The organism is Flavobacterium pygoscelis (assembly GCF_023162025.1).
GTDB lineage: Bacteria > Bacteroidota > Bacteroidia > Flavobacteriales > Flavobacteriaceae > Flavobacterium > Flavobacterium pygoscelis.
Genome location: NZ_JALNUB010000003.1, coordinates 113,382 through 134,291, shown reverse-complemented (window position 1 = coordinate 134,291; position 20,910 = coordinate 113,382). Strand labels below are relative to the sequence as shown.

Below are 20,910 nucleotides of genomic sequence, written 5' to 3'. Positions count from 1 at the left end.
GTTCAATAATGTAAGTTATTTTTATTTACTACTTCAAATAAAATTATAGTACAATTACTTCAAATTTGTTTTGTAGCGGTTTTAATTGATTGATAATCATCGGAATCAAGTTTTCTCCATTTTCTAAATAAAATTCAGAAAAATTAGTTTGTCTCTCTTGTAAACTTAGGTTTGGAAATAAATCATTTTGTAAATCAATAATACGTTGCAAAACGTCGTTTAGTTTCCTTTTTTGGGCTCTAAGTAGGCGCTTTTCTAGATTTTCTAGTCCTTTATTTTGTTTTGCCTCTTGTGCTTTGACTGCTCCAATAAATGATTCGTCTGTTTTTGTTGCTATTTTATATAAGCTTTCAAATTGTTCTTGCAGCTGTTTTTTTAAATTAGCTAAATCAATTGAAATTTCAGATAGTTCTTTTGTTTTATTATTGATTAGGGAATCTTGTTTAGAGAATAAATCACTCCACTTCAAATCGAGTTTATCTGCTTTTTTAGCTTGTTTTTCAGTGGCTAATAGAACTGAATTTCGCAATAGAAGTATAGGAAAAGTAACTTTTGCAGCGTCAAAGAAAGACTTTAGTTCCAGCCAATACGCAATTTCACCACCACCGCCAATGTAACATAAATTAGGTAAAATCACTTCTTGATACAAAGGACGCATAATAACATTAGGGCTGAATTTTTCTGGATGATTCTCTAGTAATTCCAAAATTTCAGTTTCAGAAAATTCAATTTTTGTATGGTTTACTTTGTATTTGCCATTTTCAAAAACGATACGTTCGCGCAAAGTGTCTTCAATATAAAATAAGTTGATCTCACGTGGATTAACTTGTACAGTGTAGTCTTTTAATTTTTCAGCCGTTGCTAAAACTAATTTATTGGAAGATTGATGTAACAATTCCTCTTTCACGTAAGGGATAAAAGTGCGTTTTAAGTCCGGATTGTCTGCATCAATAATTACAAGGCCATAAGTTCCAAATAATGCATTAGCCAAATGTCTGGTAGCATCGGCTAAAGTGTCATGGTTTAAATACGCATCAGTAAATATTTTTTTTATTTTATCGGCATTGATACTTGAACCTAATTCAAGCGCATATACTTCAAAAAAATCCTCTAATCCTTCAGTTGATAATCGACCAACTGGTCCGTAACTTTCAGTATTCCAACGGAATTTTTTTCCTTTAAAATTAAAATAATTAATTTCTTCAAAATCATGGTCTTCTGTCGCCATCCAATAAACAGGAACAAAATTGTTTGTAGGATACTTTGCTTTTAATTCTGTTGTTAAATTAATCGTCGAAATAATCTTGTATAAGAAATACAAGGGGCCACTAAATAAATTTAGTTGGTGCCCAGTGGTTACTGTAAAAGTGTTATTAAGTGATAGTGCTTCTATATTTTGCTTTGTTAAAACAGAGGTGTCAACAGTTGAATATTGTTTCTCTAAAACTGCAACTAAAGTTTTTCGAGAATCATTGTCAAAATTTTTCTGCTTTTCAAGGATTTGATCTTCAAAATTTTCAAGTTTTGGAAATCTATGGTATAAAGAGTTTAAGTTACTTTTTTGATCTAAATAATCATTCATCAAGGAAGAAAAATATCCTGAATTTTGATAGGTGATACAGTCCGTTGGCATAATAAAGTTTATTTGATGCTAAAATAAGAAATCTAGAGGTATAATTTTTAGTTTAAGAAACCTTTGTGAACTGTGGAGATTGTTTTAGTATTTTTTTGGTTGATTTATTGTCTGTTATGATTTCAATCGCATTAATTATATTCAAAAAAAAAAGGCTGCCTTTTGAGGGGCAACCTTTTTCAACTAATCAAAAAAATGGTAATTATTGGAAGGCATAAGTAGTTATTCTAAAATTACTAGATGCACTTGTAAATGTGTATATTGTATTAGATGCGCCAATTGTGAATTTTTCTTTCTTTACATACAAACCTTTGATGTCAAAAAACTCTTTGTCTATGGCTGCCAAAAATGCTGGAGCAGTTCCTGTAGACCATCCAAAATCAGAAAGAATAAGTGTTTTATTTACAGCATCTTCTGTCACTGTAAAGTCATGATAGATAGCTGGTTTGCCGCCGTTGAAAGTATAAGCTATATAATTTTCACCACCAGCATTAAAATATATTTGTATTCTGCTAATTTTTTGGTTTGCTGGTAAAGTTGCATTTGCTGCAGCCAAAAGAGTGTTAGCGTAAAGTGAATTTGAAGGTGCTGCTCCTAAATTAGCAGCTAAGTAACCATATACATTTTGTTGGTTTCCAGGTAGTAAAATCTTATAGTCATTTGTTATTACTAATGGCTTAGTGGTATATTTGATAGAAGCTGAAACACCACCTGTACCAGTTGCATTAAAGTTTCCAGTTGCAGGATCATAAGTAAAAGCAGTTAACTCTTGATTTCCTACTTTTATAGCTGGACTAACTACAATACCAGTTGGTGTGTAAGCGATACCAATATTATTGGTTAGGCTTGATCCAGTTTCAATAGAGTTAGAAGTAGCAAATCTACTAGCATTAGTGTAATTAAAATCAAATTGACTCACTTTAGTTCCATCATTAGTTTCTAATAAACGGAATAAAGGTCTTGTGTTAGCGCCAGTAACATTAGGTGCCATTGCTCTATTTAGTGCTAAATTAGTCCAGTCTGAAGTAGTTGCTTTTACAAAACGTAATTCTTGAAAAGTACGATTAGTTCTAAAAATGATCTGTCCGTTATCTTGTCCGTAATACAAAAATTGAAAATCTCCTTTGTATCCTTTACCTCTTAATGCCGCAGTTGGGAAACTATTAGAATCAGATAATAAGTGAATTCTGTTTTTTGTTGTAAATACTAAACTAACTGTACTTCCTAGAACAATATCATACTCACTAGCAAATATAGAGGTATCGTTATCAAAATCAGAGGCCATATCTACCTTACCATCTTTAAATTTGAAAAGATGTGTAAATCCTCCTAACTGTGTATTGTCAGTAAAATAGACTGCTTTCCAACCAAATTCAGAAGAAGCCAATAAATCATCTAGTTCTTTTTCTCTAGCATTTAAACGTTCTGTAGGAGTAGCGTTAAAGGTTGAGTCTAAACTCTCCTTGTTATCACAAGAGACCAATTGAATCGCTAATAAAGCAACCAAAAGGTAATTAATTATATTTTTTAGTTTCATGTTTTTCATGTTTTTGTTAAAGTTAAAAAGGTTTTTAATAGGAGCTTTAGTAACTAAAGCTCCTATTTTTATACTAATTGTTTATAACGAAGTTTGTATTTTTTTCTGCTTCATCTCTAAGTTTATAGAAATCAACTCCGAAACTATCTTTAAAATACTTTACAACTACAGCTTCTTTTGCTTTAATATTCGCAACAGCAGTTTGATTAGTTATTCCAGCTAGGATCGCTGCATACTCTGCTTTAGAATTAATTAACATTTGAGCAGCCATTTCTGCAAAATCTTCACTAGTGTTCGATCTTGCATAATCCGTAATGAATCCTTCTTCTCTAGCTTGAGAAGTTGGTGTCTCATACCAGTTTGAAGTATAGCCACTTGGAGTTATTTTCGCAAGTGTTTTTTCATCAAAAGGCTTAGTTTGATTCAGAATGTGAATATACTCATGTTGAATTGTAGCTAAGAAACGTTTTACGTTTGCACGATCTCTTTTATTTACATTGTCCGTTTCAAACAATGTAATTCTTAATCCACCTTCTGCTAAACCTAAAGTAATCGTCCCTGTTGTGTTCAGGTTAATTCCTCCAACCAAAACTAGTTCTCTAGGAGCAATTTTTTTAACAAAATCAGGTCCTCCAACAGTTTTGTAAGTATCTAACCAGATTTTTTTAACAATTTCTAAAGCAGGTTGTACTTTAGTTTGAATTGGAGGAAACAAAAAACGATTGTTATCTACTACATTCTGATTCCATTTGTACTGTACATTAATATTGTAATCATTCACGTAATTAGCATCAATATAACGATCTAAATCCGTTTTTGCAGGAATTGATACATCTAACTGACTTTCCTTAAGAGGATCCTCACTTGCGCAAGCTGTTAATAATAACACGGAGCATACTAGTGTGATTATTTTATATTGTTTATTTATTTTCATAATTATAAATAGTTAAATTAATTAACGTGGATTTTTTTCTACTCCAGTGTTTGTAACGTTTAATGGAATTTGAATTGCTTTGCGTAAGTCATTTTTCTCTAAAACTTTATCAGCTTGATTGTAAGTTTTATGCGTAACTTTTAAAGCAAATCTTTTTATATCAAACCATCTTAAACCTTCATGGATGAATTCTCTTCTTCTGATTTCTGCTAATGCTTTAATGTATGAAGTTTGAACATCAGTCATCGTGTAAAAAGGAGTGTATTCATTAGCAACAACAGGATATTTAGCTACCACTTTTGCTTGAGTAATTTTATCAGTTGTAGGATTGTAAAGTTTAACGCGTACTGATAAGAAATAATCTAGCTCTGCATTAGCAACATCTAATTGATTGTTCATTACGTGCGCTTCTATTCTATTCAAGAAAAGCTCATCATTACTTAATAGTACCAATGCATCGTATGGAAGACCAATTCCAGCATTCGCATTCGTGTATTTGAAGTACTCAGCAAATTTAGGAACGAAAATAGTTACCTGACCGTTATAGGATAATGGTCTGTATAGAAAAGCTTTGTTAATTAGATTTGTATTGGCTCCAAAAAGTTCATTTCTATCTGCTCCAGTCAACTGAAATCTATTTGAAGCAAAACTTCTAGAATAGATAGAAGAGGCAGAAACAATAAGTAAGTTAGTATTTGCACTTGCGTCAGAATACATTCTTATTCCTTTGTCATAATCCGGTTCGTCTAAGTAAGATTGATAATCTCTTAACTTAGTTTCCGGAAGATTGCCTAGCTCATTAGATACCTCAAGCACTTTGTTCCAATCACCTACTACAGTATAAAAACGGCTTGCAAATGAATTAGCAGCATCTTTATTAAAGTGAAATTTTGGCAATTTGTAGTTGCTTGTAACTAATGGCAATCCTTTTTCGATATCAGCTTTTATATAAGCAAAAACTTCTTCAACACTGTTTCTTGTGTACTTTTTGATCAGTTGAGTTTCTGGTTTCAATATATAAGGAATACCTAAATCTGTTTTGGCAGTTGCAGGATTGTATCGCTGAGAAAAGAATGTAACCAACATGAAATGAGAGTAAGCTCTAGCTAATAAAGCTTCTCCTCTTTGTGGGTTTAGTTTAGGATCATTATCTTGTTTTTCAATAGCTTCTAAAGCTTGATTAGCGTGAGCAATTGCAGTATAGCAAGCATCCCAATAGGCTGAAGGTGTTTCTCTATCAGTATCGTCAACCATTTCCCAATTGTACATTTGGCTATTCTTGATGGTTGTTTTTGTTAGATCTCCACTATCATAAACATTATCAGACATAGTCTCTGCAAACTCCATATAATTAGATTCTGGATAAGCATTTACTAATATTTCAGAAATTTTTTCTGGCGTATCGAGTTGTGTTCTATTATCTGGAACTTCAGATAAGAAATCATCACAGCTACTGCTGAGTCCTACTAAAATTAGTAGGGATAAGGTTAATTTTAATTTTTTCATATTTTATTTAATTAAAATGATACGTTTAATGAGAATGTGTATTGGCTAGTAATTGGTTGAGAAACTCCACCAGATCTATAAAATTCTGGATCTTGACCATTCAGTTTTTTATCTGAATAAATTAAAAGAGGATTAGCACTTGATGCTTTCATTGAGAAGGTACTAAGGTTTAATTTTTTCTTCAAATCTTTAGGGAATTCATAGCTAATAGAAACGTTTTTCAATCTTACGAAAGTTCCGTCTGCTACTCTTTCATCAGAATAATTGTAAGCATTATATGCTCTTATTAAACTTTTACCATCAGAAGCGTAATTTGCTATTAATCTTCTGTCTGCAATTACAGGAATATTAGTATAAGCCTCATCACCAGGATTAATCCAACGGTTAGTGAATTCTTTAGTAAACACCGTTAAATCATCATAGGAAGAAGAGTAAATTGGGTTCAAACGAACTTTGTTTCCACCTGCAGCAACTATAAAGATATTTAAAGACCAGTTGTCATAGGTAAATGTATTAGACAAACCTGCTGATTTGTTTGGTTCAATAGATCCTTCGTATTTCAAGTATTTTGTTACGTTTTCTGAATCTTGAAAATTAGCACCAGCAATATTATCATCTTCACCATCAGCCATTACGAAAGTTGGTAAACCTTGGTTGTTTAAACCTGTAAATTGGTAAGAGTACAAAGCATTTCTTGGATGACCTACTGTATTTCCTCCTGTACCATCAACTAAACCTAATACACTTGGATTGTTTTGTAGTTTTGTGATTTCTTGGTTGTAAATAGAGAAATTAAAACTAGTAGACCATTTTAATCTAGTGTCATTAAGATTTCTTGTATTTACAGAAAACTCAATACCTTTAGTTTCCATGTCAGCATTGTTTCCTTGCTTTAATTTTTGTCCACCAATACCAGAAGTAGTTACAAAGTCAACTAAATCAAAAGCTTTACGGCTGTAAATATCTGTTGTAAATTGTACTCTGTTATTGAATAAACCTAAGTCTAAACCAATATTAGTTTCAAATTGTTTTTCCCATGTAAGGTCACCATTTTGAAGTTGGTCAATGTTTAATCCAGTTTCTCTATCCCCTAAATTTAGACGGTTAGTAATGAAACTTTTATAAATAGCAAGTGAGTTAGTAGCTGGTCCCGCAGTTGCAGTAAGACCATAAGATCCTCTTAAAGCTAATGTGTTAATATTTTTAGCATCTTTCATGAAAGATTCTTCCATTAAATTCCATTTACCACTAAAAGTGTATGTTGGCAACCATCTAGAAGAATTACTATTTCCTTGTCTGTTTGATCCGTCATAACGTCCTGTTATAGATCCTGTATAACGACGATTGTAAGTGTAACCTACTTTACCAAAGAAACCAACAGTTCTTTCTCTTTCTTCGTTGAATCCATAATAAGATTCACCTCCGTTGATTAATTTCTCTAAGATTCTAGGATCTGTAAAAGCAGTTAAACCTCTGTCATACTGTAATCCGTATGCAGTAAAATTATCACTACCTCTATCTACAGAACGTAACTCTTGTCCAAATAAAGCTTCAAACTCATTTACATCTTTAAAAATGTTTTTGTAGCTGAAACTGTTACGGATGTTATATGAAGTAAGATCATTTGTAAATTTTCTCAACATACCACCATTAGGCAATACTGATACTTTAGGTGCAAGTAAGTTGTTAGGATCTTGATATAAAAAGATATTTGCATTTCTAACAATAGTAGTTTCATCAGCATTATAGGCTCCAATAATATTAGAACTTTCAAGAATATTATGTTCTCTACTAGTATTGGCATAACGTGCATTAGCAGTTAAATTATAGGTAAGTTTAGGAGATATTTTGTAGGCTAAGTCTGCTTGGAAGCGAATATCTTTAACCTTGATGTCCATATAGTTGTTTTTTAATTCTTCAACTATATTTAATGGAGCCCAATTGTTTCTATAATATTCGTAATTTCCATTATCGTCATAAGGACGTAAAGTTCTACTTGTATTTAATACATAACTAAATGGGTTGATGTCAAAATCTCTAGTAGTGCTTCCGCTAACTCCGTCTCTAAGACTGTCATAACTTCCTGGCGCTTGTTGGTTTCTAACAGAAGCTTGTGTAGATAATGTTAAGTTTAACTTATCATTAATGTAAAAAGTATTCTTCAAGTTAGAAGTCAATTGCTGTACATTATCAGCTACTGTCCATCCTGGATCAGAATAAAATCCTAAGGAAGCAAAGAATGCGTTATTTTTTCCACCACCAGAAAAACTTAACGAGTGATTTTGTGTCATTGAAGGTCTAAATAAAACTTTAAACCAATCAGTATTTGCTAGTTCGTATTTCTTTAAAAATGCATTTCTACTAGGAATATCGTTTTTTACACCAAAGGCACCTGAAGTCACATCATAAGTGTTTACAGCTCTAGCAAGAATATTGTAAACTCCTCCGTAACGTGATTGTGCTATTGAAGGTAATTCTAAAAATCCTTTTGATTCCATTTCTTTTAAAATGCTCATGTTTTCTTGAGAATTCAATATGTCAAACTGATTGTAGCTAGGAACAGTACGTACAGTTTGGTCTAGTGAATAAGTAACATTTAAAGGCGAATCTCTTCTTCCTTGTTTAGTAGTTACAACTACTACACCATTTAACGATCTAGATCCGTAGATAGATGTTGCTGACGCATCTTTAAGTACTTCTATACTTAATACGTCACTTGCATTTAAACCAGCAATAGAAGAACTTAATAAAGTTTCTGAATTTCCAGAAGCTAAATCTGCAAAAGAAAGATTGACAATATCTTCCTGTACAATTCCATCTATTACCCATAATGGTTTTGTATCTCCAAAGATAGAAGACGATCCACGAACGGTAATTTTTGGAGCAGTACCAAAAGTTCCGGTAACGTTTTGAACAGTTACACCCGCTGCTTTACCTTCAATCATTCTACTTACATCAATAACACCTTCTACCATTAACTCTTTTCCGGTAATCTTACTAATAGCTCCTGTAAAAGTTCTTTTAGATGTTTTTTCGTAACCAGTTGTAATTACTACTTCTTTTAAGCTTTGCTCTTTGTCAATTAAGACAATAGTTAGAGGCGTAGTTTTGATAGCTACTTCTTGTGTCTCCATACCAACGAAAGAAACTACAAGTCTTGTGCTGTTTTCTGGCATATCAATAGAGAAGTTTCCATCAAAATCAGAATAAACACTTTTATTTGTTCCTTTTGCTGTAATAGTTGCACCTGGCAAAGGAAGACCTGATTGGTCTACTACTTTACCTTTTACAATAGGAGCTACAGTTAATTTTTCAATTAAAGTTGGGATTGCATCAAAGCCTGTAAATTCTCCCGTTAGTGTAGCATTGTTCTGTAATATAATTTGATCGCTTACTTCACTATATCCTATATTAAGTGGTTTTAATAAATCGCTTAGGATATTTGATAAAGTTTCGCCAGTAGCATTTACAGTTACTTTTTGGTTTAATTGACTAATTCTCGAATTGTAAGAGAATTTTACTTTAGCGGTTTTTTCAAGTTTTGATAAAGCGTTCTCTAAACTCATGTTTGCGATGCTAACAGTAACTTTAGTGTCTAGTTTTTTCTGTCCATTAACACTGTTGGCCATCGTGATGGTGGAAAACACAAATGCAAGAACAAATTGAATTAATGTTATTTTCATGATTCGATGGAGTAATCGTTGTTTGACAACAGTTTTTTTCATAATTTTGGTTTGTTTTATTAATACTATTTAACGGGTATTTTGAACACACAAATTGAACTTTACAGGGAACAATTTGATTCTATTTAGGCGTCGAGAATGTTACAGCATTTTCGGCGCTTTTTTTATTAATTTCACATAGGCATTAAAGTTAGTCGCATCCTTTGGATGTAATAATAATTTGGTTTCCATTCATTTCATAAGTAGTGTTGTTACCGAGACTTTTGCATATAATTTTAAGTTTCTCCGGTAGCGGTTGGTCGTTTAGTGATGTGGTTAGATAACAATTTTTTAATTTGTCTTTTGGATAATCAATTTGAACTAAATAAGCCTCTTCAATTATTTTTAGAATTTGGTTAACAGGTGTGTCTTTGAAGTCAAAACTTAATTGCTCGATATTATCAGTAGTTTGAATTAATGTTCGGTCCGTTTTAATATCGTTTATTTTGTTAAATGTCAAATTTTTGCGAGAAAATTGGAGGGCTTGATTAGGTAACAAAACTACTTCTTGCTTGCTAGATTTTGTCACCGATTGGTTTGATTTTATTTTTACTTCACCGGTGTGAACTAATACTTCAATGTCAGGTTGGTTGTCATACGCTCGTATTCTAAAGCTGGTTCCAACAACTCTGGTGACAATTTCATTCGCGTAAACAAAAAATGGCTTTTTGCGATTTTTACTAATTTCAAAAAAGCCTTCCCCGCTCAAATATACTTTGCGTTCATTGCCTACAAATGTTTTAGGATAGCTTAATTTACTATTAGGTTGCAACAAAACAGAACTACCATCAGATAATGTTATGATTTGAGGTTTGCTTGAGTTGTTCGTTTGCTCGACTAATCCTTCTTTATTGTCTTGTATGAGTTCGTTATATATAGGTGTAGAAGTAGTGTTTAAAATAGTATTGTTATAGAACCAGCTGCTTATTAAGCCTAATATAAAAACTGCTGCGACGCTTTTAATCAATTTGTTATCCAAAAACTTTTTTGGTGTTTTTTGAAATATGTTTTGATTTTTTTCTTTTTTATTAATTTTTCCCCAAGTCTTCTCTAACGCAATATCAATAGTTTTTTGATTCATAGTTGGTTCAGAAACTTTCATAGCTAAAATCCAAAGACGAGCTTCCTCAACTAATTTGGCTCTTTTAGGATCTTCTAAAGTCCATTCTTCCCAGTTTTGTTCATCAATTTGATATTTAACCCAAAGATTAAAGGACTCGTTGGATAAAAAATCTTCTATTTCTATATAATTATTTCGTTCTTGCATCAATTCAGTATGGATTACAAAAACATAAAGGACAGTTTTTTTATTATATACTCACCTAATTGTGATTTTTTTTATATAAATCAAAAAAATATTAAAGAAGACTTGTTGTAACTGCTAAAAAAAGTAAAATAATGTCTTTCCAATCTTTTCTTAGGTTCAAAACTGCTCGATAAAGCAAATTATTTGCAGACTGGTAATTTACATCAAGGGTAGAGGCGATTTCATCTACACTTAAACCTTGATGGTATCTAAGGTATAAAGCTTCTTTTTGACGAGAGGGTAATTCGTTTAATAATTTGTTTAAATTAAAAACTTTATTAGCAGTTGTTTCGTCTGCAATAAGATCGTGTTCTATTGAGAAGTCTAATAGAAATTCTATAGTATCAATAGAAGTTGTTTTTCCAAAAAAGCGATCGCGTTCTTGATGTCTTGCAATTCTTTTGCGAACGCTAGATAATAAATAAGCTTTTACGACAATACTTTCACTTATTGATTCTCTATAAATCCAAATGTCTGTAAAAACTTCTTGAACACAATCCTGTACTTTATCTTTTAATGGAGATAATGAATTACCGTAACGAATTAAATGAGCGTAGTGTTTTTCAAACAGATGTGAAAATGCTTTCTCATCACCCATTTTTACATTACTCCAAAGGGTATCGTCGTCTAAATGATTGCTATTTTTAAATTTAATTTTCAAATTGAAAGAGTGATAATGGCAGTATTAATTTAATGTTAATTTTTTGTAATTTTACGGTTTTAAAATTAAACAACAAAAAAAAAATACAAAAAAAATGAGGAATGTCTATTAAAATATGAAAAATGTAGTGTAATTATTATTTAAACTTCTCTGCTTGTTCTTTTCATCAAAATAAGTATCGGATTTTAGTAATAGTGAAAATTAATTTCATCTTATTCTAGATTTTTTTTAGATTATGTACATAATGAATGATTATTTTTAAAATATCTTAGGGAAATCAAGCCTTAAACTACATCATTTGAAGATTGAGTAATTACAATTCACTTTAAATGGTAATTATAAACTTTATAGTTTAGTTAAATAATAGTAAAGTGTATTAAATGTTATTTAAAAACAAATCCACTTAATTCTTTTCACTAAAAGAATATAAATATCTCTTATTTTTGTAGAAAATAATTTCTCTTGAAAACCAAACTTTTTCTGATCACGCCTCCTTTTACACAACTGAATACTCCTTATCCAGCAACTGCTTATATAAAAGGTTTTTTGAATACCAAAAATATAGAATCTGTTCAAGCAGATTTAGGAATCGAGGTAATTCTGAAATTATTTTCAAAAGAGGGATTAACTGCTTTATTTCAATTTGAAATTCAGCAACCAACAACCGAAAACTGCAAACGAATTTTTGCTTTACAAGAAGAATATATAAAAACAATAGATTCAGTTATTGCTTTTTTACAAGGAAAAAATCCAACATTAGCTTTACAAATTTGTCAAGAAGATTTCCTGCCAGAAGCTTCTCGTTTTGCGCAATTAGAGGAACTCGATTGGGCTTTTGGAACTATGGGAACCCAGGATAAGGCCAAACATTTAGCCACTTTATATCTCGAAGATATTTCCGATTATATTGTAGAATGCATTGATGAAAATTTTGGTTTCAGTCGGTATGCTGAACGATTGGGGCGTAGTGCCAATTCTTTCGATGAATTATACGCAGCTTTACAAGAAAAACCGACTTATATCGATGAGGTTTTATTCAAACTATTAAAAGAGAAAATAGAAAATATTCAGCCCACATTATTCTTGATTTCGGTTCCTTTTCCAGGAAATTTATATGCAGCTTTTCGTTCAGCACAATGGGTAAAAACCCATTATCCAAATATTAAAATTTCAATGGGCGGTGGTTTTCCTAATACAGAATTGCGTTCCCTTTCTGACGCTCGTGTTTTTGAGTTTTTTGATTTTATCACTTTGGATGATGGAGAAACTCCAATAGAAGAATTGATTGCAAGTCTAGAAAAACAAAAAGAAAATAGCCAAGAATCAGGAGCTTTCAAACGAACTTTCCTGTTAGAAGAGGGAAAAGTAGTTTATAAAAACAATTCGACCCAACCAGACTATAAACAATCGCAAGTAGGAACTCCAGATTATTCTGATTTACTTTTAGATAAATACATTTCGGTAATCGAAATTGTAAATCCGATGCATAGAATGTGGAGTGATGGACGTTGGAATAAACTTACCATGGCGCACGGCTGCTATTGGGGAAAATGCACTTTTTGCGATATATCACTAGATTACATAAAAATTTACGAACCTGTTGCGGCAAGTTTATTGTGCGATAGAATGGAAGAATTAATGGCACAAACAGGACAAAATGGTTTTCATTATGTAGATGAAGCAGCGCCGCCTGCATTAATGCGCGCTTTAGCACTCGAAATTTTACGCCGAAAACTATCTATAACCTGGTGGACAAATATTCGATTCGAAAAAAGTTTTACTAAAGATTTATGCTTGTTGCTAAAAGCTTCAGGATGCATCGCCGTTTCTGGAGGTTTAGAAGTCGCTTCGGATCGTCTTTTAAAACTTATTGATAAAGGCGTAACGGTAGAGCAAGTTGCAAAAGTGACAAGAAATTTTACTGAAGCGGGTGTAATGGTGCATGCTTATTTGATGTATGGCTATCCCACTCAAACTGTTCTGGAAACTATTGATAGTCTAGAAATGGTGCGTCAGTTGTTTGAAGCAGGTGTGTTGCAATCTGGATTTTGGCATCAATTTGCGATGACAGCGCACAGCCCCGTAGGAATGTATCCAGAAAAATTTGGTGTAGTAAAGGAAACAGAAACAATAGGAACTTTTGCTAATAATGATATCAATTATATTGATAATACAGGGATTGATCACGATAAATTTAGTTTTGGACTCAAGAAATCCTTGTTTAATTTCATGCACGGAATCTGTTTTGATTACGAATTGCAAGATTGGTTCGATTTTAAAATTCCGAAAACAAAAATACCTCAAGATTTTATTTTTGATGCTTTACAAGAACAAAGTGATTTTAATACAAAATCAACAGCTAAATTGGTTTGGATAGGCGGAAAACCAAGCGTTGAATATTTTACAAAAACTAAAAAAGGAAATTCTTGGGAAATGGCAATGCTAACTTTTCACGACAAAAAAGAAACTTTTAGTATTCAAACGGGTAAATTAGAAGGCGAATGGCTTTTAGGATTGTTGCAAAAAATATCAGTTTCAAATACAAAGGTTTATACTTTTCAAGAGGTTAAAACGGATTTTGAGAATGAATTGAAAGATTTTGAACTCTTCTGGTATTCTAAACCAATTAACACCTTAAGAGAATTTGGATTGTTAGTTTTGTAAAATTATATCAAAAGAACTATATTAAATTAGCATAAAAATATATTTTTTAAACCCCTTAAACATTTACTTTCCTTATTTTTACATCCAATAAAAAATGTACTTATGAGTATGGGTTATAAAGTAAATGTAAATGACACTTTTCATTTTGATATTGAAAAGGAAAGTGTTTCGCTATTAGATTCGGTTTCTGTGGAAGACAATAAATTTCACATACTACACGAAAACAAACCTTACAAAGCAGAAATTCTTGCTGCTGATTTTCATCAAAAGAGTTACACAGTTAAAGTAAATAACAATACTTACAGCGTCGTAATTTCAAATCTATTAGATGTATTAATCAAAGAAATGGGTTTTGAAGTCGGTCTTGCCAAACAAGTAAACTTCATCAAAGCCCCAATGCCCGGACTAATTTTAGAGATTGGCGTTGTAATTGGTCAAGAAGTAAAAGTCAACGATAATCTAATTATTCTTGGAGCCATGAAAATGGAAAATAGTTTCCTTTCTCCGCGTGATGGAATCATCAAATCAATTTCAGTTAACATTGGAGATGCGGTGGATAAAGGACAATTATTGATTGAGTTTGAATAGAATGTTGTCACAAAGACGCAAAGACACTAAGATTTTTATAAAGCATTTATGATTTACATCTTTTCGCTAAATAGCTGCTCAATAAATAAAAAATAACTTTGTGATGTAGTGCCTTTGTGGCAAAAAATAAAAATTTAAGAATAATGAAAAAAATATTAGTTGCAAATAGAGGGGAAATCGCGATTAGAGTGATGAAAACTGCTCAAAAAATGGGAATTAAAACAGTTGCAATTTATTCTACAGCAGATAGAAATGCACCTCACGTAAAATTTGCTGATGAAGCCGTTTGGATTGGTGAATCGCCATCAAATGAATCTTATTTATTAGGAAGTAAAATTATTGAAGTTGCTAAAAATTTAAACGTTGATGCTATTCATCCAGGTTATGGATTTCTGAGTGAAAACGCTGATTTTGCCGAAGAATGTGAAAATAACAATATCATTTTTATTGGTCCAAAATCTAAAGCGATCCGAGTGATGGGAAGCAAATTAGCAGCTAAAGATGCTGTTAAGGAGTACAATATTCCTATGGTTCCTGGTGTTGACGAAGCAATAACAGATATCGATAAAGCAAAACAGGAGGCAAAAACAATTGGTTTCCCTATTTTGATTAAAGCTTCAGCAGGTGGTGGAGGAAAAGGAATGCGAGTGGTAGAAACGGAAAGCGATTTTGAGTCTCAAATGAACCGTGCCATTAGTGAAGCTGTTGCTGCTTTTGGTGACGGATCTGTTTTTATCGAAAAATATGTGGCGTCACCAAGGCATATCGAAATTCAAATTATGGCAGATAGCCATGGAAATATCTTGTATTTATTTGAGAGAGAATGTAGTATTCAGCGTCGTCATCAAAAAGTGATTGAGGAAGCGCCTTCTTCCGTTTTAACTCCAGAATTACGAAAAAAAATGGGTGAAGCGGCTGTTTTAGTTGCTAAATCATGTGATTATTTAGGAGCGGGAACAGTAGAGTTTTTATTGGATGAAAATAATAATTTCTACTTTTTAGAAATGAATACGCGTTTGCAAGTAGAACATCCCGTTACCGAATGGATTACAGGAACGGACTTGGTCGAACTGCAAATTAAAGTAGCAAGAGGAGAAGCACTTGCAATAAAACAAGAAGATTTACAAATTAAAGGACACGCTTTAGAATTAAGAGTTTATGCCGAAGACCCTATGAATGACTTTTTGCCAAGCGTAGGTCATCTCGATGTGTATCAATTGCCTGTTGGTGAGAATATTCGTGTGGATAATGGTTTTGAGCAAGGCATGGATATTCCTATTTACTATGATCCGATGTTGGCCAAATTAATTACGTATGGAGCAACTCGTGAAGAAGCCATTCAATTGATTGTAAAAGCAATTGATAATTATCAAGTAGAAGGAGTGCAAACTACATTGCCTTTTGGAAAATTTGTATTTGAACATGAAGCTTTTCGTTCCGGAAATTTTGATACTCATTTTGTAAAGAAATATTATAATGCGGAGCTATTGAAAAAACAAATGAATAAAGAGGCTGAAATCGCTGCTCTCTTGGCGATGAAGCAGTATTTGAAAGATCAAAAAATCGTTAGATTACCAAATTAAAATTGATAAGTAGAAATAAGGGAATCTATTTTATTCTAAAATATTGACTCTTCTTATTGTAGAAAATAAATGAAATTTGGTGAATTAGCGTAAAAAAAAATCCTATGAAAGACAAAATAGATAAATTAAATAATAAGATTGCTGAAGCGCATTTAGGTGGAGGGGAAAAGCGTATCGAAAAACAACATTCTAATAAAAAACTAACCGCTAGAGAACGTGTTGCTTATTTAATGGATGAAGGTTCGTTTGAAGAAATTGGAATGTTGGTTACCCATCGTACTTCTGATTTTGGAATGGAAAAAGAATTGTATTATGGGGACGGTGTAATTACAGGTTACGGAACGATAAACGGAAGATTAGTTTATATTTTCGCTCAAGATTTTACAGTTTTCGGGGGTTCCTTGTCGGAAACTCATGCTGAAAAAATATGCAAAGTGATGGATATGGCGGTCAAAATGGGCGCTCCTATGATCGGACTGAATGATTCTGGTGGAGCACGTATTCAAGAAGGAGTTCGTTCCTTAGGTGGTTATGCCGATATTTTCTTTAGAAACGTACAAGCTTCAGGAGTTATTCCGCAACTTTCGGCCATTATGGGGCCTTGTGCAGGTGGAGCTGTTTATTCTCCTGCTATGACAGATTTTACCATGATGGTTGAAGATACAAGTTATATGTTTGTTACGGGACCTAATGTTGTAAAAACAGTTACTAACGAAACGGTAACTTCAGAAGAATTAGGAGGTGCTAGTACTCATTCTACCAAGTCGGGAGTGGCACATTGTACATCAACTAATGATGTGGAATGTTTAGAGGATTTAAAAAGATTGTTGAGTTATTTGCCACAGAGCAATAAAGAAGTTCCACCTAGTTTGCCTTATGAATTAGGGGATGAAATTAGGCAAGAATTATTAAATGTTGTACCTGAAAACCCAAATAAACCTTATGATATGCACGCTGTAATAAGCGGAATTATTGATGAAGATTCTTTTTTTGAAATTCATAAAAATTATGCTGAAAATATAATTGTTGGTTTTGGTAGGCTAGGTGGTAGGAGTATCGGAATAATCGCCAATCAACCTATGGTTTTAGCGGGTTGTCTAGATGTAAACAGTTCTAAAAAAGCAGCTCGATTTACTCGTTTTTGCGATGCTTTTAATATTCCTTTGTTGGTATTAGTTGATGTCCCTGGATTTTTGCCCGGAACAGATCAAGAATGGAATGGAATTATTGTTCATGGAGCCAAATTATTATATGCTTTAAGTGAAGCAACAGTTCCTAGAGTGACTGTTATTACCAGGAAAGCCTATGGTGGAGCTTATGATGTAATGAATTCTAAACACATTGGAGCCGACATGAATTTTGCTTGGCCCACTGCTGAAATTGCTGTAATGGGTGCAAAAGGTGCTTCTGAAATTATCTTTAAAAAAGAAATCAATGAAGCAGTTGATCATGAAGCCAAACTGTTGGAAAAAGAAGCAGAATACGCTGATTTATTTGCTAATCCATACACTGCAGCGCAACGTGGTTTTGTCGATGAAGTGATCTTACCACAAGACACACGAAAAAAATTAATAAAAGCGTTTAGTATGTTAGAAAATAAAGTGAGTATTACTCCAAATCGCAAACACGGAAATATTCCTTTATAATTATTTTAGTAAACTAATATGCAAATAATGAAAATAAAAAAATCAACTAATTCAGTTGGTTTTTTTTGTTTTAGGGTAAATTGCGTAATACTAGATGTAGTTATTTTTTATAGTATACTTTTTATATAGGAATACTAATTGTTTGTAGATATTACTTGAATAAATGTTTTTTATTATTTTATGAGTTATAGTTTAGAATTTAAATCAATACAAATAAATTCATTTGCGTTATAATAAGAGCATTTTGAAGCGCGAAATGTTTAATACTTAAACTTCTTTAATAAAATATTTTTAGAACAATCTATGAAGATTATGTTGCCTTTTGGTTCTTTTGGAAAACTACTTTAAAAAAGAAAGCATTGTTGAGATTTGCTTAAACTGGTATTTGATTAAGCGAGCGCATAATTAAAATAGTATAAGATTTGTTTAATTTATTAATTAATTTTTAATAAATTAAAAATTAATATAAATCAAAAAACCCTTAAACAGTTGTTGTTTAAGGGTTTGTTTTCGTAGCGAAGACGGGAGTTGAACCCGTGACCTCAGGGTTATGAATCCTGCGCTCTAACCGACTGAGCTACCTCGCCAAATATTCAAGTTTTGTTGTCCTTGAATGCGGGTGCAAATATATAAATTATATTAGAGCGTGCAAACATATTTTGAAGAAAAAAAAATATTTTTGTAAATGTTTTTTTTTTGTAGTTATATTCTATATATTTCGGAAAAATTAAAAGCATCTCATGGATCAGAAAGTACGTTACGAAATCGAGTTTCCTATAAATTCTTCGCCTCAATTATTGTATCAATATATATCCACTCCTTCAGGTTTGTCGGAATGGTTTGCCGACAATGTTAATTCTCGTGGTGAATTTTTTACTTTTATTTGGAATGATTCTGAGGAAAAGGCTAGATTAGCTTCTAAGAAAACAGGTGAAAAAGTAAAATTTAAGTGGGTAGATGATAAAGGAAAAGATACAGAGTACTTTTTTGAATTGCACATCTTAGTAGATGAGCTTACTAAAGACGTTTCTTTAATGGTAGTCGATTTTGCAGAAAAAGACGAACTCGAAGAAGCTACTTTACTTTGGGAAAATCAAATTTCAGATTTAAAACATCTAATTGGTTCTGTATAGTAAAATCATATTTTATGACTTATATTTGCCCTGAATATTATTTAGGGCTTTTTTTATGATTAATTTTAATGGATCTATTGTATCACAGGATACCAATGTACTAACTCATAACCGTGCTTTTTTATATGGTGACGGTGTGTTTGAAACAGTTAAAATTTTTAACAATAAAATTCTTTTTCTTGAAGATCATTATTTTAGATTAATGGCTTCGATGCGAGTTGTTAGAATGGAGATTCCTATGAATTTTACAATGGAATATTTTGAACAACAAATTCTTTTAACTTCAAGCGAAAATAATTTTGGTAATTCTTCTCGAGCCAGAATTACTGTTTATAGAAATGACGGCGGATATTATTTGCCACAAAATAATACAGTATCCTTTATAATTCATACGTCAGTACTAGAGAATAGGTTATATTTTATCGAAAAAGAGCATTATGAAGTAGATTTGTACAAAGATTTTTATATTACAAAACAGCTACTTTCGTCAATTAAAACAACTAATAAAATCATTAATATTACAGGAAGCATATTTGCTGATGAAAATAGTTTAGATAACTGTTTGTTATTAAATGACAGTAAAAATGTTGTTGAGGCACTACAAGGAAATGTATTTATGGTATTGGGTAATAAGTTGATTACACCACCAATTTCTGAGGGTTGCTTGAACGGAATTATGAGAAAACAAATACTTGTCTTAGCAAAAAAAATAGAAGGGTTAGAGGTTTTAGAAGAGATTATTTCTCCATTTGATCTACAAAAAGCAGATGAATTATTTGTGACTAATGTTATAAAAGGAATTCAACCGATAACTAAATATCGTAAGAAGAGTTTTGTAATCAACAGAGCAACGCAGTTATTAGGGAAACTTAATGAAATGATAAGCGCTAGTTAATTTAAATAAGGATTTTCAGGCGCATTTAGCCATATAAGATATTCTCCACCCAATTCTTTGATTTGTTCTTTCCAAAAATGAGTCGCAGATTTGCCTATTATTTTATTTTCATATCTATTGGAGTTGATGATCCATGAGTGACTTTCCATTTCGCTTTCTAATTGTTTTTCATGCCATCCTGTATAGCCTAAAAAGAAACGAATATTGTCATTACTGATTTCTCCTCTATTGATAAGTTCTTTGGTAGATTCGAAATCACCTCCCCAATAAATACCATTAGAAATTTCAATACTGTTCGGAATTAAATCTGGAATGTTATGTATAAAATAAAGGTTGTCTTGTTCTACTGGACCGCCATTATAAATTTTAAAACGCGCATCAATCTCTGGAATTAAATCATGAATGGTATATTTTAAGGGCTTGTTGATTATAAAACCAACAGATCCTTCTTCATTATAGTCAGCTAATAAAATCACTGATCTATTGAATGATAAATCACCTATTATTGTTGGTTCTGCAATAAGTAAGTGGCCTTTTTTTAATTTATCTGTAATCATAGGATTTTATTTTTTAATAAATTTAAGTTTTTTATTATAATACTGCCAAATAAAATCGTTAAAAAGTATAAAAAAACCTTCCATATGGAAGGTTTAGATTATATAGAAGCGAATAGAATTAGTTTACTGCACCTTCTAATTCAGCTCCTGCTTTAAATTTAACTACATTTTTAGCAGCAATTTGAATAGTTTTTCCTGTTTGAGGATTTCTACCATCTCTAGCAGCTCTAGCAGAAACAGACCATGATCCGAAACCTACTAAAGATACTCTTCCACCTTTTTTCAAAGTCTCTCCTACATTTCCTAAAAATGATTCTAAAGCTAATTTTGCTGCAGCTTTTGTAATTCCTGCATCAGCAGCGATAGCATCGATTAATTCTGATTTGTTCATAATAAATAGTTATTAATTGTTGGTTATACAAATTGTTAATACACAAATTTAGTAGGAAATACGTTCCTTGCAAGCGTTTTGTGTTAATTTAATTTATTTTGTTGATAACTTATTTTTTTTGTTGATAAATGAATGCTTTTTTTCTTAATAAAGT

The 20,910-nt window shown here is 31.9% G+C and carries 15 protein-coding genes and 1 tRNA gene; 6 read left to right on the top strand and 10 right to left on the bottom strand.

Going from position 1 to position 20,910, the window contains the following annotated elements; genetic code table 11:
* Nucleotides 1–43: 43 nt before the first annotated feature.
* From bshC to MW871_RS05045, 7 genes are all read right to left on the bottom strand, one after another.
* Nucleotides 44–1,633 carry a bacillithiol biosynthesis cysteine-adding enzyme BshC gene (bshC, locus tag MW871_RS05075; RefSeq protein WP_248427783.1) on the bottom strand — a complete coding sequence of 530 codons (1,590 nt, stop codon included), beginning with the start codon at nucleotides 1,631–1,633 and terminating at the stop codon, nucleotides 44–46.
* 202 nt (nucleotides 1,634–1,835) lie between these two features.
* Nucleotides 1,836–3,179: a DUF4302 domain-containing protein gene (locus MW871_RS05070; RefSeq protein WP_345799448.1), complete on the bottom strand. Its 1,344-nt coding sequence runs from the start codon at nucleotides 3,177–3,179 to the stop codon at nucleotides 1,836–1,838.
* A 64-nt stretch (nucleotides 3,180–3,243) separates the two neighbouring features.
* Nucleotides 3,244–4,104: a zinc-binding metallopeptidase gene (locus tag MW871_RS05065; RefSeq protein ID WP_188050248.1), complete on the bottom strand. Its 861-nt coding sequence runs from the start codon at nucleotides 4,102–4,104 to the stop codon at nucleotides 3,244–3,246.
* A 21-nt stretch (nucleotides 4,105–4,125) separates the two neighbouring features.
* The gene (locus tag MW871_RS05060) at nucleotides 4,126–5,610 is read right to left on the bottom strand and encodes a RagB/SusD family nutrient uptake outer membrane protein (RefSeq protein ID WP_248427781.1); all 1,485 of its coding nucleotides are present in this window, start codon (nucleotides 5,608–5,610) and stop codon (nucleotides 4,126–4,128) included.
* 11 nt (nucleotides 5,611–5,621) lie between these two features.
* Nucleotides 5,622–9,335 (bottom strand): SusC/RagA family TonB-linked outer membrane protein, encoded by a 3,714-nt coding sequence (locus MW871_RS05055; RefSeq protein ID WP_248427780.1) that lies wholly within the window; start codon nucleotides 9,333–9,335, stop codon nucleotides 5,622–5,624.
* Between the two features lie 148 nt (nucleotides 9,336–9,483).
* Nucleotides 9,484–10,599, bottom strand: coding sequence for a FecR family protein (locus MW871_RS05050; RefSeq protein WP_248427779.1), 1,116 nt, complete (start codon nucleotides 10,597–10,599; stop codon nucleotides 9,484–9,486).
* A gap of 91 nt (nucleotides 10,600–10,690) precedes the next feature.
* Nucleotides 10,691–11,299 (bottom strand): RNA polymerase sigma factor, encoded by a 609-nt coding sequence (locus MW871_RS05045; RefSeq protein WP_236023910.1) that lies wholly within the window; start codon nucleotides 11,297–11,299, stop codon nucleotides 10,691–10,693.
* A gap of 462 nt (nucleotides 11,300–11,761) precedes the next feature.
* On the opposite strand from MW871_RS05045, the gene MW871_RS05040 reads away from it, so the two are divergent.
* From MW871_RS05040 to MW871_RS05025, 4 genes are all read left to right on the top strand, one after another.
* Nucleotides 11,762–13,963 carry a B12-binding domain-containing radical SAM protein gene (locus MW871_RS05040; protein WP_248427777.1) on the top strand — a complete coding sequence of 734 codons (2,202 nt, stop codon included), beginning with the start codon at nucleotides 11,762–11,764 and terminating at the stop codon, nucleotides 13,961–13,963.
* A 102-nt stretch (nucleotides 13,964–14,065) separates the two neighbouring features.
* On the top strand, nucleotides 14,066–14,551 hold the full coding sequence (locus MW871_RS05035) for a biotin/lipoyl-containing protein (RefSeq protein WP_248427776.1): 486 nt from the start codon (nucleotides 14,066–14,068) through the stop codon (nucleotides 14,549–14,551).
* Nucleotides 14,552–14,694: 143 nt separating this feature from the next.
* Nucleotides 14,695–16,134: an acetyl-CoA carboxylase biotin carboxylase subunit gene (gene accC, locus MW871_RS05030; RefSeq protein ID WP_188050253.1), complete on the top strand. Its 1,440-nt coding sequence runs from the start codon at nucleotides 14,695–14,697 to the stop codon at nucleotides 16,132–16,134.
* A gap of 104 nt (nucleotides 16,135–16,238) precedes the next feature.
* Nucleotides 16,239–17,780 carry an acyl-CoA carboxylase subunit beta gene (locus tag MW871_RS05025; protein ID WP_248427775.1) on the top strand — a complete coding sequence of 514 codons (1,542 nt, stop codon included), beginning with the start codon at nucleotides 16,239–16,241 and terminating at the stop codon, nucleotides 17,778–17,780.
* Between the two features lie 513 nt (nucleotides 17,781–18,293).
* Here MW871_RS05025 and MW871_RS05020 read toward each other — a convergent pair.
* Nucleotides 18,294–18,367: transfer RNA gene (locus MW871_RS05020), tRNA-Met, on the bottom strand.
* A 153-nt stretch (nucleotides 18,368–18,520) separates the two neighbouring features.
* Between MW871_RS05020 and MW871_RS05015 the strand changes: the two genes are divergently transcribed.
* Nucleotides 18,521–18,913, top strand: coding sequence for an START-like domain-containing protein (locus MW871_RS05015; RefSeq protein WP_188051112.1), 393 nt, complete (start codon nucleotides 18,521–18,523; stop codon nucleotides 18,911–18,913).
* A gap of 55 nt (nucleotides 18,914–18,968) precedes the next feature.
* On the top strand, nucleotides 18,969–19,808 hold the full coding sequence (locus MW871_RS05010) for an aminotransferase class IV (RefSeq protein WP_248427773.1): 840 nt from the start codon (nucleotides 18,969–18,971) through the stop codon (nucleotides 19,806–19,808).
* On the opposite strand, the gene MW871_RS05005 is transcribed toward MW871_RS05010, so the two are convergent.
* Complete coding sequence (locus MW871_RS05005) at nucleotides 19,805–20,365, bottom strand: YqgE/AlgH family protein (protein ID WP_188051114.1); 561 nt, start codon at nucleotides 20,363–20,365, stop codon at nucleotides 19,805–19,807. The genes MW871_RS05010 and MW871_RS05005 overlap by 4 nt on opposite strands.
* Before the next feature lie 118 nt (nucleotides 20,366–20,483).
* Nucleotides 20,484–20,756 carry an HU family DNA-binding protein gene (locus MW871_RS05000; RefSeq protein ID WP_026706853.1) on the bottom strand — a complete coding sequence of 91 codons (273 nt, stop codon included), beginning with the start codon at nucleotides 20,754–20,756 and terminating at the stop codon, nucleotides 20,484–20,486.
* Nucleotides 20,757–20,910: the final 154 nt, after the last annotated feature.